Genomic DNA, 13,535 nt, shown 5'->3' with positions numbered 1-13,535 from the left:
GGTAGATTTTTTATTAAGCTATCAGCGATTCAAAGCAGTGATATCATCAAAACAGTGTAAAGCTATTTTGAAACTAAAACTTGATAAACTCAAACAAAATAGACTAAAGCAAAATCAACTAAATACAATTACAGAAAGGTCTCATACTGCAAAAATTATAAATTACTGTAAACAATATATTAGTAAATTTAAGGTGGGGAATATAATTTAATTTCATTAATAAATATAAATTTAAAAAATAAAAAATTATAAAAATAATCAAATCTATTCTTTAGCAAGAAATACCATAATTTTTTATGAAAAAATTATATTTATCACATTTAAATAAATATAAATATTAGCAATATGGATTATCGGTGGGAGCATCTTTGAAAAAATGAATAATAATACTTTTTTACCTCCCATATCTTCAGATGATATGGAATTATTGCTCGATCGCTATCAACTAAAGCGAATAATTTCTCAAAGTGATATGGGAGAAATATTTTTAGCAGAAGATGTTTTGCTCGCCGGAGTACCAGTAGCAGTAAAATTCCTATCCTCAAATTTTTTTAATTCCAAACAACTGCAAAGTTTTGCTTCAGAAGCTCGTATTTGTGCAGCTTTAAGTCAGAAAAGCTTACATATTGTCAAGGTTACGGATTTTGGTTTAAGCAAATCAGGTAAACCTTTTTATGTAATGGAATACCTACAGGGAAAAAGTTTACAAGATTTAATGCCAATACCTTTAAATAAATTTATTAATTTGACTCGTCAAATATGTTTGGGTTTACAGTGTGCTCATCAAGGGATAAAAATTGATGGGACATTTTACCCATTAATACATAGAGATATTAAACCAAGTAATATATTAGTCCTTCCTGATCGCGTATTGGGTCAATTAGTCAAAATTTTGGATTTTGGTGTCGCTAAATTTATCAATAATTCAGCTACCCTAGCAATAGTAGATGGTTTCAGCGCTTCTTTACCTTATTCTTCTCCCGAACAGTTTCAAGATCGAGAATTAGATAACTGTTCTGATATTTATAGTTTGGGAGTAGTAATGTATGAAATGCTCACAGGCGAAAAACCTTGGGAAATAACAAATGATAACTTCGCCGCTTGGTATCAAGCACATTTGTCTGAAACACCACGACAACTGAGTAATATTAATCCTCAACTCCAATTACCCAAGGTTTTAGAGAATTTAGTTATGAACTGCTTGGCAAAATCTAAGGGCGATCGCCCCCAAAGTCTAACTGAAATTCTTAATGTTTTAGACAATATAAAATTGGAAGTCAGCGATCATCAGAAAAAACTAGTAAGTCCTACAAAAACCCTCAACACTAGAAACTTGACAACGCAAGATAAAGCAACAAACAGGAATATCCACAAACATTCAAGTCTGATTCCTTCCACTTCCGGATTAGAACCATCTCTGGAAAAAATTTGTTGGGGATTAGTTTGGAGTCAAGATAAACCTATTCAAGAAATTGTTTTCCCCCGTTTAGTGGAATTTGAAAATAGCTATGTCACCGCATTATTTCTGATGATGTCCCAAGAGGACATTCACAAACGCTTAAATTCTCAATCCTATAACCAATTTGTTTTCGCTCTTTCTCCTCATCCAATGTTGCTGTGGTTGACTGCACTCCATCAACCAGAACTAGGCGCGAAGTGGTTACCAAGCTATTTGGACATGCACAATCTAGAACATCGCCTTTTAGTGCGTTATTTAGCAGAAAACCAACGCTATCCCTTAGCTTTATTTTCTTTGGAACCCCCCCACCCAATTACCCACATTACAAGTGCTGCTGTCAGCTACCAACAGCAAGAGCTATTAAAAGATTGCTTGTTCAAAAGTGAAAACTTACCCAATTCCCATCAAGCACAACTTAGTAAGCAATTATTAAAACAGAAATATAAACAAATACGAGCCCAACTCTTGCAAACCCTTGACTGTGAGAGCGAAAAAGCCGACTTCAAATCTCCATGAAAAAAAAATTCAGCAAACCCTTGACAACTTTATAGGTCATGGAGATAATTAGTTAGTCACCAGTTGAGGGACCGTAGTTCAATTGGTTAGAGCACCGCCCTGTCACGGCGGAAGTTGCGGGTTCGAGCCCCGTCGGTCCCGTAGATTAAATCAATATCAGATTTTTATTAGCTTAGATTTTATATCTTTTATGATATTTAAATCTGAGCTAAATTGTTTATGCACGATTTATAGAGAGAATTAGCAGTGACTGTTAGAGTCCGTCTTGCTCCTAGTCCTACAGGAAACTTACATATTGGAACAGCTAGAACCGCTGTTTTTAATTGGTTGTTTGCCCGTCATCTCGGTGGCAAATTCATTTTGCGAGTTGAAGATACCGATACATCGCGATCGCGTCCCGAATATACAGAGAACATTCTTGAGGGATTACGTTGGTTGGGACTAGATTGGGATGAAGGTCCATTTTTCCAATCGAAACGTTTGGATTTCTACAAGCAAGGAGTACAAACTCTTTTAGATAAAGGTTTAGCCTATCGCTGTTACACCACCACTGAAGAGTTGGAAGCATTGCGGGAAGCTCAAAAATCTAGAAATGAAGCACCCCGTTATGATAATCGTCATCGGAATCTTACCCCAGAACAAGAAACAGCTTTTCAGGCTGAAGGTCGTAGTTTTGTAATTCGTTTTAAAATTGATGACACTCGGGAAATAGTCTGGAATGACTTAGTAAGGGGCAAAATGGTTTGGCGTGGTAGTGACTTAGGTGGTGATATGGTCATTGCTCGCGCTACCGACGGTGGTATTGGTCAACCCTTATATAATTTTGCTGTGGTTATAGATGACATGGATATGCAAATCACCCATGTTATTCGGGGAGAAGACCATATTGCTAATACTGCAAAACAAATTTTACTTTACGAAGCTTTTGGAGCGAAAACTCCAGAATTTGCCCACACTCCATTAATTCTGAATATGGAAGGACGCAAGCTTTCCAAACGAGATGGCGTTACTTCTATTTGTGACTTTCAGGAAATGGGCTTTACTGCAGAAGCTTTGGTGAATTACATGACTTTGCTGGGCTGGTCTCCCCCAGACTCAACACAAGAAATCTTTACCTTGGAAGGTGCAGCTAAAGAATTTAGTTTTGAACGAGTAAATAAAGCTGGAGCAAAATTTGATTGGGCAAAACTAGATTGGATTAATAGCCAGTATATTCACAATATGCCAGTAGATAAATTGACAGATCTACTCATGCCTGTATTGGAAAAAGCTGGGTGTAAATTGAACGATGGTAGGGAACGCCAGTGGCTAGAAGAGTTAGTTACTCTCACCCAACCCAGTCTGACTCGTCTACAGGACATAGTAAGTTTAACTAAAACCTTTTTCACAACAGAAGTGGAATATGGTGAAGAAGCGATCGCTCAACTAAAAAAAGAAGGAGTAATTGGTTCAGTCGAAGCAATTATTGCAGCCTTGGATGATAAAAATCCTTTAGATGCGACTACCGCAGGAGATATTATCAAACAGGTAGTAAAAGGACAAAAACTCAAGAAAGGTCTTGTAATGCGAAGTTTGCGAGCTGCACTAACTGGAGAACTCAATGGTCCGGACCTGATGCAATCTTGGTTACTACTTAATAAAATCAATTTAGATAAATCACGCTTAACTCAAGCTTTAGCCGCAGCAAGTTAAAGTCTAAGCATCTAAATCTTTATTAACATAGATTGTGAATTTACCATTGGGGTAATTGGTCTATGACTAATATGTAATTATTGGTAATAGGTAATAGGTTTTTCCAATTACCCATTACCCATTACCCATTACCCATTATTAGATATAAATTATCAATTCAATATCAAGTTCTTGATGTCAATCAAAAAATTTCTCAATACCCAAAAACTTATCAGCAATTACTCCTGAATCGGGAACTTGGTTTGTAAAATAAATGTCATTCAAATTACTTAAAAATCATCTAATCAGAATGGCAAATAATAATGATAAATCAAATTTTAAAGTTATCTTTGCTAACAATAACTCTGCTAACTTTATCAGATATTAAGTTTGTCGCTCATGCGGATGAAACTCCAGCACCAATTTTTGAAGATATCGTTATTGGTAACGAATTTGACCCAGATCCACTAGTTGTCAGCGGTATGAGCGGTGGAAAGATTCCAGCGAATAAACTTGCAGATAGAACAGAAACTCTTACAGGTCCATGTAAAGGTTTCTTTGACAGAGAACCAGACCATACTCTTCAATTAACTAGTAAGTTTGATTATTTAAAACTGCAGGTGCAAAGTCCAAAAGATACAACTCTGATGATTGAAGGTCCCGGAGGTAGCTGGTGTAATGACGATTTTGAAGGTAAAAATCCCGGTATTACCGGTGAGTGGCTTCCGGGAGAATATTACATTTGGATCGGATCTTACAATGAAGATGATTATCTCCCTTACCAATTGAGAATTACAGAAACAAAATAATGTTTGATAGTTTCAGCGCTCTAGTAAAATCTCATAATAATTTTTAACCACTTAACCTCTACTCTAAAGCTATCATTTTTATTGCATTAAAACCCTCATATCATGTCCGTAGGACTTACGCAACTGGCATATTTTTCCTGTAGGGTGTGTGACGCTGTAAAAATACCTGAACGTAAGAATCAGACTTATAGCGTCACGCACCAACCACCAATTGTGACACTTGCGTAAGTCCTGGTCCGCTTAATTACTTGTTTAAAAATAGTTTGTTTGTAGTAGCGCTTTAGCTTCATAGTAAAAATATTTGCGCTCAAGCGCTACTACGAACCTTATCGCAAGTGTTTTACCGGAAATGATATCACTCAGAATAGGAGGGTTTTATGGCAGCAGAATCTTATACTGATTTATGTTGAGTTTGATATATAGCAATCCTATTTGAAATGTGAACAATCAGCACCTTCAAACCCAAGCCCAGAAATAATTCCCGTTTATAAATCATTTAGGATTGCGATATACATCAAGTAAACAGTCTAAGACATGCTCAACATAGAAGCAGGTGCAGCAATAATTTCTTCCAAAGCTTGTAATAATTCCTGTTCGTTGTATGGTTTGGAGAAGTAAGCGACAGCACCAAGTTGCATTGCAAGCTTTCGATGTTTATTGCTACTACGAGATGAAAGCATAATCACGGGTATATCCTTAGATGCTTTTACTGATTTGATACTACCCAGAAAGCCATAACCATCCACTCGTGGCATCTCAATATCACATATTACAGCCTCAACTTGCAAACCACCCCCCAATTTGTCTAAAGCATCTTGACCATCTTTTGCTTGTTCTACTGAATACCCAGCTTTTTCTAGCATTAAAGCTAAGAAACGCCGGACATTTATTGAATCATCAACAATCAAAATTGTATTTCTTCTAACTCTGGATATGGAGTGGTTTGAAAGTAACAGCGATGGAGACATACCAGATGCGATGGGCTCTGGGGAAGAATTTTGATTGTTATTGACCGCTTCACTACTAGCAATCCAATACAGTAGCTCATTGATGCTAACCAAGGGTACCACTCTGCCATTACCAAGAATAGTACAATTACTAAAACCTGGTGGTAAAGGTATATTACTTTCCACTTGGCGCACCGCAACTTCCATCTCGCCCCATGTACGATCTAGTTGTACTGCGACTAACTGATTCCCACTCTTGATAATTATCACACTGGCAGAATTGATAACTGCTGGAGTTTCTAGATCAGGATTATCGTAGCGGGGACAATTAAATTTCAAATATTGATTCAACCTAATTAAAGCCAATCTCCGATCTTGCCAGTAGACAAATTCATTACTATCTACTTGAGAAATATGACTTTCTTCTAGCAAGAAAATTTCTTCAACCACATCAGTGGGAAATGCTAATAACATTCTATTGCATTCCACTAAAAGAATCCTGGCAACAGAAAGGGTAAATGGAACTGAGAGGGTAAAAGTTGTACCCTTGCCAAGCTCTGTATTAACAGTAACATTCCCCCTTACTTGTTTGAGATTATTTCGCACCACATCCATGCCCACACCTCGACCAGACAAAGATGTTACTTGCTCGTTGGTACTAAATCCTGGTTCAAAAATCAGCGACAGTAATTCTTCTTCCGTTGCTTGTGCTAATAGAGACTCATCTAAGCCCATAGCTAGAGCTTTTTGACGAATTTGCTCTAAATCAATGCCTCTGCCATCATCCCGTAAAGTAATTATGGTACGATTGCGATGATGTTTGGCTGCAATTTCAATGACTCCTGATTCTGATTTACCTGATGCTAAGCGCGTCGCTGGCTCTTCAATTCCATGATCGAAGGCATTACGCATCATATGCATTAATGGTTCATTTAAGGACTCTAAGATACTGCGTTCTATTAGAGTATTAGCACCTTCTATTTTCAATTGAACATTTTTACCGTGCTCCACACTCATATCGCGTAACGCTCTAGGAAAGCGATCAACAATATCTGATAGAGGACGCATTCTTGCTTGGGTAAGAGCATTTTGTAAATATTTTGAATTCTTATTAAATGAGCGCTTGACTTGTTGAATATCTTCTAGATTGACCTCAACATCAGCAACCACTTCCTGAATTTGAACGACGGTTTCCATAACTGCTTGAAATAGCATATGGATTTCGTCATAAGAATCTAATTCTAAAGTATCAAATTTATTAGTGAGGCTTTTTATATGAGTATTTTTATCATTTTCTTCTGAAGTTTTTGAATGATATTTTGTTGCTCTTAAAGCAGGTATTTTAAAAACTAATCGGTCATAAGCTGTACGCAGAGCATAATTTTCTGTTTCTAGTGTTTGAACGCGCTGATTTAAATTGCGAATGAGCTTTTGCAATCTTACTAATTGGAAGTCAAAACTGTGACGTTCAATTGTCAGTTCGCTAAATAAATCATTAATTTCTTCTAACTGTTTAACAGGAATCCTGACCGTATTTTCGTGGTGTTCGGAATGATTATGTGGAGTTACTAATTGCTGTGTTTGTGATTGTTGAGATTGTTGGGGAGTTTCTACAAAGTCCTCATCTCCAAATAATGTTTTTTCCACAGCCAATTTCTCGGTGCGCTGAGGTATTGGAGGATTAATAATGTCAGCAAAGAGTGATGTATCTAAAGAATTATCTAATTCTGGAGAAGCGGGTATTTTGACTTCACTCGTTTGAACTTCTGGTTTGTTGGAAACTACTGTAGTTATGTCGACATCACAATCAATTGCGTTAGGTAAATTATTAAATTGATTAGTTAATATTAATGCCTGAGAATTTCGCCATGCTTTCAATGCAGTATTAGCGATTTCTAAAATTACTGCTTCAGTATCAGTAGTTGCTAAATGATATGCAACTGATTCGCACAGTTGGGTAAAAGCTTCTATTTGTAACATCTCTCCCAAACCACCCAAACCAGCAGCCATCATTGCCAGTTCCTCTGATAAACCAGAGGTTTCACCACTTCCTAGTAATGATTCTAGGCGTTGCAAAGATTCTTCAACTTCGGTTTGGAAAATTAAAGGTATTATGTCTTGGGAGTTGTCTTCTGTAGAGAGTATTGTTGTTGCATCTTCAGGTACGGGATCTCCTAAAGTTTGATGTAAGTTCTCAAAAACTGGATAGCAATAATTTTCTAACCATTCTTCCGATATCGATTGACCTTGGGAATGAAAATCTACTATCTGTCTTAAAAAATCAATACTAGAGAGCAACAAACCTTGTAGCTCATCATCAATCTCCAACGACTTGTTTTGGGTTTTGAGAACTTTTAGGGCGTCTTCCAAGCGGTGAGCAAGATCGCTCAAAATTCGAAAGCCCATGATACCCGCACCACCTTTAATTGAATGAGCGGCTCTCAAAGCAGCGTTGATTTTTTCAATTTCAATACAATAGGTATGCTTTACTCCTAATAAAAAGTCTTCTAAAGTATTCAGATAATCGGTAGCTTCTTCTAGAAATAGTTTTTGAATTTCTAGCTCTTTATTCTCGTACATATGTTTATTAGTTATTCAAGTTATGATTCAAATATTATTTTTTATTTCCTGGGTCTTACTTTAAATCTAAATTTAGTTTAAATGTCTACAGATATTCATATTCAATTTATATCCCCTTCGATATCTTATTATTTAAGACAGTTTTTATGCATTATGTTGCTGTTCTTCTTATAGTAAATTTATCTTCTACCCATTCCACCTCTTACTAAATTTATATTTACTAAACTTACATTTACTCAATTTATCTGTAGGAGAAGATGTGAAGTGAATTTGTCAAGAACTAATGTTTTATAAAAACAATTATCTCAAAGTTCTCAGTTTTAGAAAATTTATTAATTTTTTCTAAATCACTGTAGATAGAATCGCTAATGATTAAATTTTGGCTCTCAACAAGACATTATCTCAATAAGACACTAGCATTTGATACAAGCAAAATTTAACCACTAGCAATTTACTTTCTATGCTTCGGGGTTGATTTTGAAAGTGCCAACGCTAGATTGTAATTCATGGGAAATTTCTACTGTTTTCTCCAGAGAAGCAGAAACTTTATGGGATGATTCGCTTGTCATTTCTGACAATTGGGCAACTTCTCTCATTAAATGTGCAACTTGTTTCGATGTTTGAACCTGAGAGACAGTAGCTGAAGAAATAGATTGTACTAGTTCATCAATTTGACGAGATACATCCAGAATTTGATACAAACAGTCTTTAGTATCTTCTACTAAACGAGTTCCTTCTACAACCTGAGAAGTACCTAATTCCATTGCTTTAACAACTTCACTAGTCTCTCTTTGAATGTTTGCAACTATACCTTCAATTTCTGTTGTGGCTGAAGCACTACGGGCTGCTAAAGCTGAAACTTCTTCGGCAACTACAGCAAAACCTTGACTTCCTTCACCAGCACGAGCAGCTTCAATACCAGCATTAATTGCTAACAGGTTTGTTTGAACCGCAATCTGATTAATTAATGAAACAACTCGCGATATTTGTTGTGAAGATTCTCCCAAACGTTTAACTTTTTTCGCAGTTTCTCCAATGGTTTCCCGGAGACTTAAGATATTTTCTACGGTCAAATCCATTGCTGTACCACCAGTTTCGGCAGTTTTATATGCGGTACGAGCTACTGAAGCTGCTTTGCGAGCACTGATCGCAATATCTTTAATTGAAATTCGCATTTCCCCAACCGAGTCTAGGGTGCGATTGACCTCTTCTGCTTGTCGAAGAGCTTCTGTAGCCAGTTCGTTAATTGCTCCAGAGTTATCGGAAATGGCTACATTTACCTCACTGGCTGCATGCTTAACTTGAGTAACAGTTTCCCGCAAACTTTCAATAATCGAATTGAAGAAGTCAGCAACCGTACCCATTTCTCCATTGGTAACTTCGGCTCTTACTGTCAAATCTCCTTCTGCTGCAGCTTCAATATCATTCAGAAGTCTGAGAAGTTCTTGTTGAAGTTGTTCTTTTTGTTCCCGTTGTTGCTTAGAACTGATTTCTGCTGCTTCCAGAGCTTGTTCCGTAATTTCTAGGAGGTTAGCTCGTTCGATACTCATCCCCAGAATTCTCGCAAATTGCTCGAGCAAATCTATTTCTGATTGTTCCCAAGTACGAGGTTGTATGCATTGATGAGCAATTAATAAGCCTAATAACTTGTTCCCTACCAGAATTGGCGCAACTAAATTAGCTTTAACACCAAAACTTTCTAGTTGTTGCTGATAACACTCGGTGAGATTAGCTTCATAAATATTATTGATAGCTAAGATTTGACCCTGCTGATATTTTTCTATATAGTCTTTACAACAGGGGTCGTTAATTTCCACCCCAACACTGGAAGGACAACCAGCTAACACTGATTCAGCAACAATTTTACCTGGTAAGTCCTCATTAAATTTGTAGATGACAACTCTGTCTGCAAGCAAAGCATTGCGAACATTTTGAACAGCCAAATTGTAAATTTCTGGTATGCTCAGAGAACTGGACAGATGTACGGCAAAATTTTTCAATACTTGAGTATCTTCTAGCAAACGAACCCTTTCTAAAGTAATTCCCACCTGGATTGCTAGTTGCTGAACAAAGTTAACTTCATATGATTGCCAGAAACGAACCGTGTGGCAATTATGGGCTATGAGGAAACCAAATAGTTGATTATCTTTTACGATGGGTGTAATCAGACTTGATTTAACGCGCAGCCTTTCCATCAACTGCAAGTGTTCGGGTGCGAATCCAGCTTCAAAAACATTGTTAACTGCTAGAACCCGACCATTTTTGTAAGCCTCGATTAACTCCTGAGTGATACAACTATCTTGAATTTTTTCTCCTAGGGCTTGAGGAATATCAGATGCTGCAGACTCTGCAATTACCTCTCCTCCTCCCTGAAAATCAAATCGATAGACCACAACGCGATCGACGTTCAATGAACGACGAACTTCCGTTACTGCTGCATTCATTAAATTCTCTGGGTTGGCAGAATGGCGAATAGAAATTAAGCTATTGGTAAATAACTTTAATTGTTCCGCTTCACTTCTTTGTTGGAGTAAAACTTCTTCTAATTGATCTGCCATGCGGTTAATATGAAATCCTAGGGCTGCAATTTCATCATTTCCACTAACTGCAACTCGATTATGAAGATTACCCTTAGCTAAAGATTTAACGGTAAAAGTTGCTGCAAGAATTCTTAAAACTATACGATTAGCAACAATTACACCCGCTCCACTAGCAATTAACCCTGTCAATAGAGTTGCTAGGGCGATAGTCATAAAAACATGATTGTGAGTATCTTCTTTAATTAGTTCTACTTCATCGCTATGAGGCGCGTCATGTGTAATTGAGTAGATTGATTTATGAATAAAATGATGAGTAATAGAACCAAATATTAATACAGGAATAGTTCCCAAACTCACAGAAAAAGCAATAGCTTTAGTACGCAAGTTTGTTTGTTGTAAGAATGAACTCAAGCGATTACTATCGGAGTTACGCCCCCGCATTTTTTTTTGTATTACAGTATTTGGTAAAGATTTACCTCCATTTTTTGAATTACCCAAAGTATCATTTGTATAGGGAATCTTATTTTCTAATTCCGAGTTAAAACTTTCTCGGTCAAAATTAACTTTTTTATCAAGCATCAATAAATTCTCTCTATTTATATATTGTGAAAACGGCCATTTCTAGAGTTATGGCTGATTGTTCGAAACTGCTAATTATTATGAAAAATTGCAGATTGCAAAATAGCTTGTGTATCTAATACTAAAAGTTGCTCTTGGTTCTGTAAAACCCATCCTCGTAAGTAAGGAACCAGATCGGAAGAGAATTTTTCCTGAGGAGACTCTATATCATTTGCTACTAATCTAGTTGTACCAATAATTTCTGGTACAACTAAAGCTAAGGCTGTAGATTCTGCTTGAATAACAAGTATCTTATGTTGTCTGCAAGTACGATTATTAGTCTCCAAATTTAACATATTTGGTAAATCAATGACCCAAATAATACGACTCCGCCAGTTGATTAGTCCTAAGACGCAAGCAGGCATATTTGGAATAGAAGGAATGGACTCAACTGGCACTACAACTACTTCATGTAAATATTGAACTGGTAATGCGGCATAGGTAAATTCATTTAGTTGAAACTTGAGATAAGTATCTGCCAAAGAACTTTGACTTTTATTTATCATTAAGTTATTGTTTAAATTATTCATTTGATTTTAAAATCAAGCAATTTCTTCTGTTAATGATTTAATTGCATTTAATAATTGTTCGCGACTATAGGGTTTTGTGAGATATATATCAGCCCCTTGTCTTATACCCCACAAACGATCTATTTCTTGGTTTTTAGAAGTACAAACAACGATTGGTACTTTTTTGGTATCTGGATTTCTTTTTAAGCAACGGCATAATTCGAAGCCACTCATTCCAGGCATGACGATATCAGTTACGATTATGTCTGGTTTGCTTTCTAGTGCTATTTCAAAAGCCTCTTTCCCACCCGTAGCTTTGATGATATTGTAGCCGCTATTGGCAAGATAATAGCTCATAAGCTCCAACTCGCTTGGAGAATCCTCCACTATCAGAACAGTATCAAAACTGTTTGCTTTCACTCTTTAACCTCCCTGAATCCACTAAAATATCTGTTTGTATTTATTTCGAACGCTTATAGAATATCGAGATGCTGGAACACTACTTTTAGTAGATCTCCTTGTGTGAATGGCTTCGTTAAATAACCAGATGCTCTAACCAATTTTGCTTTAGCTCTATCGACAAAACCAGTTCTACCGGTGACCATAATTACTGGAGTACTTTTGAAATATGAATGTTTCCGCAGTAAAGAACACAGTTCGTAGCCATCCAAATTGGGCATTCCAATATCTAATAAAACTAGATCTGGTTTCAAACGAATTATTTGCATCAATGCTTTTAATGGATCTTTAATACCAACTACAGAAAAAATCTGATCGTCCAAATAATTTTTGATTGCATTTAAGACTGCCGGACTATCATCAATACAAACTATCGTATATTTTGTACTGTGTATTGATGACTGATTATCATTGTTTTGATAATTGAAATCATTAATTTGTAATGATGATTTGATTTGAGAATAATCTATTAAATGTGTGCTGTTATTTTGATCGTTTATTTGCTGGTTTAGACTTTGGACATTTAGATCTACACCACTAACATTCTCCGGAAGAATACTATTATAGTTATCCACTAAATCTATAACAGAATAACTCTTGTCAGGTTGCTCTGAAGATGAGCGAGATGGCATATTATCATCTGATCCCATATTTTGACTAGATTTCATTACAGTTTTTTGAGTATTACTAATGCTTTGACTAGTTTTTTGTCTTGTTGGTGATAGGTAGCTGTTGTGTTGTCGTGATGTACTTGGAGGAGCATTATTCAATAGCGATGAGGAATCATATTGATTTCTTGGTGAGTGTTTCTTGGCGAGATCCTTAGGCTTTTGACAGCGTTCTACCAGTGAATGCCAATCTATATAATTGAACTTTGGTAGCTCTTCCAAAAAACTTTTAGGAGTAAAATCATAGCTCCCCTGCTCTAAAGATAAAAAAGACCTCATCAAGTCCAGCGCCAGATTTTCTATTAACGCACCTGCTTGGGGTGGATTAATATATTTTTTATGGACTAGCCAACAGATAGCTAAATACCCTTTATCTCTAAACGAAGCATCATCTTCATCTTTCCTACTCAATATTCTCTGTAAATGATGACATATTTCTTGATAAATATTTCGGTCACTATCAATTAAATAGCGAATATTCTGAGACAATAAATCAAGCATATTATCTGAGTAACATGCATAAATAATTTTGCTATTCTCTGTATAAAATGACCAAGAACGTAATGGACTAAAGACTTGTAAATGACCATTTGCATACTCAGTATTTATTCTTTGCAACACAGACATAGGATCTAGTTGCTGGAAAAATCTGTACCGAGCGATAGGAAGTGTATCCATTGATATAACTCAATTATTAAAGCGCAAGTGAGTAATCTTTCTATTGATGTTGCTGAGAACTTTATTAAGATGAAGGTCTTA

The 13,535-nt window shown here is 36.3% G+C and carries 9 protein-coding genes and 1 tRNA gene; 5 read left to right on the top strand and 5 right to left on the bottom strand.

What is annotated here, in order from left to right; genetic code table 11:
- From QNJ50_RS03420 to QNJ50_RS03400, 5 genes are all read left to right on the top strand, one after another.
- The coding region (locus QNJ50_RS03420; RefSeq protein ID WP_300631985.1) for a hypothetical protein at positions 1 to 211 on the top strand (211 nt) is incomplete at its 5' end.
- Between the two features lie 165 nt (positions 212 to 376).
- Positions 377 to 1,975 carry a serine/threonine-protein kinase gene (locus QNJ50_RS03415; RefSeq protein ID WP_300631982.1) on the top strand — a complete coding sequence of 533 codons (1,599 nt, stop codon included), beginning with the start codon at positions 377 to 379 and terminating at the stop codon, positions 1,973 to 1,975.
- A gap of 67 nt (positions 1,976 to 2,042) precedes the next feature.
- Positions 2,043 to 2,116: transfer RNA gene (locus tag QNJ50_RS03410), tRNA-Asp, on the top strand.
- A 105-nt stretch (positions 2,117 to 2,221) separates the two neighbouring features.
- Positions 2,222 to 3,667, top strand: coding sequence for a glutamate--tRNA ligase (gene gltX / locus QNJ50_RS03405; protein WP_300631979.1), 1,446 nt, complete (start codon positions 2,222 to 2,224; stop codon positions 3,665 to 3,667).
- Between the two features lie 302 nt (positions 3,668 to 3,969).
- On the top strand, positions 3,970 to 4,455 hold the full coding sequence (locus tag QNJ50_RS03400; RefSeq protein WP_300631977.1) for a hypothetical protein: 486 nt from the start codon (positions 3,970 to 3,972) through the stop codon (positions 4,453 to 4,455).
- Positions 4,456 to 4,982: 527 nt separating this feature from the next.
- Here QNJ50_RS03400 and QNJ50_RS03395 read toward each other — a convergent pair.
- The 5 genes from QNJ50_RS03395 to QNJ50_RS03375 all read right to left on the bottom strand — a co-directional run bounded on the left by QNJ50_RS03395 (position 4,983) and on the right by QNJ50_RS03375 (position 13,454).
- Entirely contained in the window at positions 4,983 to 7,982 is a 3,000-nt protein-coding gene (locus QNJ50_RS03395) for a hybrid sensor histidine kinase/response regulator (protein ID WP_300631974.1), read from the bottom strand.
- Between the two features lie 458 nt (positions 7,983 to 8,440).
- The gene (locus QNJ50_RS03390) at positions 8,441 to 11,101 is read right to left on the bottom strand and encodes a methyl-accepting chemotaxis protein (RefSeq protein ID WP_300631973.1); all 2,661 of its coding nucleotides are present in this window, start codon (positions 11,099 to 11,101) and stop codon (positions 8,441 to 8,443) included.
- 71 nt (positions 11,102 to 11,172) lie between these two features.
- The gene (locus QNJ50_RS03385; RefSeq protein WP_300631971.1) at positions 11,173 to 11,646 is read right to left on the bottom strand and encodes a chemotaxis protein CheW; all 474 of its coding nucleotides are present in this window, start codon (positions 11,644 to 11,646) and stop codon (positions 11,173 to 11,175) included.
- A 36-nt stretch (positions 11,647 to 11,682) separates the two neighbouring features.
- Positions 11,683 to 12,069, bottom strand: a complete 387-nt coding sequence (locus QNJ50_RS03380; protein WP_300631969.1) for a response regulator — start codon at positions 12,067 to 12,069, stop codon at positions 11,683 to 11,685.
- A 53-nt stretch (positions 12,070 to 12,122) separates the two neighbouring features.
- A complete protein-coding gene (locus tag QNJ50_RS03375; protein WP_300631967.1) occupies positions 12,123 to 13,454 on the bottom strand; it encodes a response regulator in 1,332 nt (443 codons plus the stop codon).
- Between the last annotated feature and the right edge of the window lie 81 nt (positions 13,455 to 13,535).

The sequence above is a fragment of the Mastigocoleus sp. MO_188.B34 genome (genome assembly GCF_030065675.1).
In the GTDB taxonomy this organism is placed as follows: domain Bacteria; phylum Cyanobacteriota; class Cyanobacteriia; order Cyanobacteriales; family Nostocaceae; genus Mastigocoleus.
Note: the sequence above shows the minus strand (reverse complement) of the source record. Positions and strands in the feature narration are given on the sequence as shown.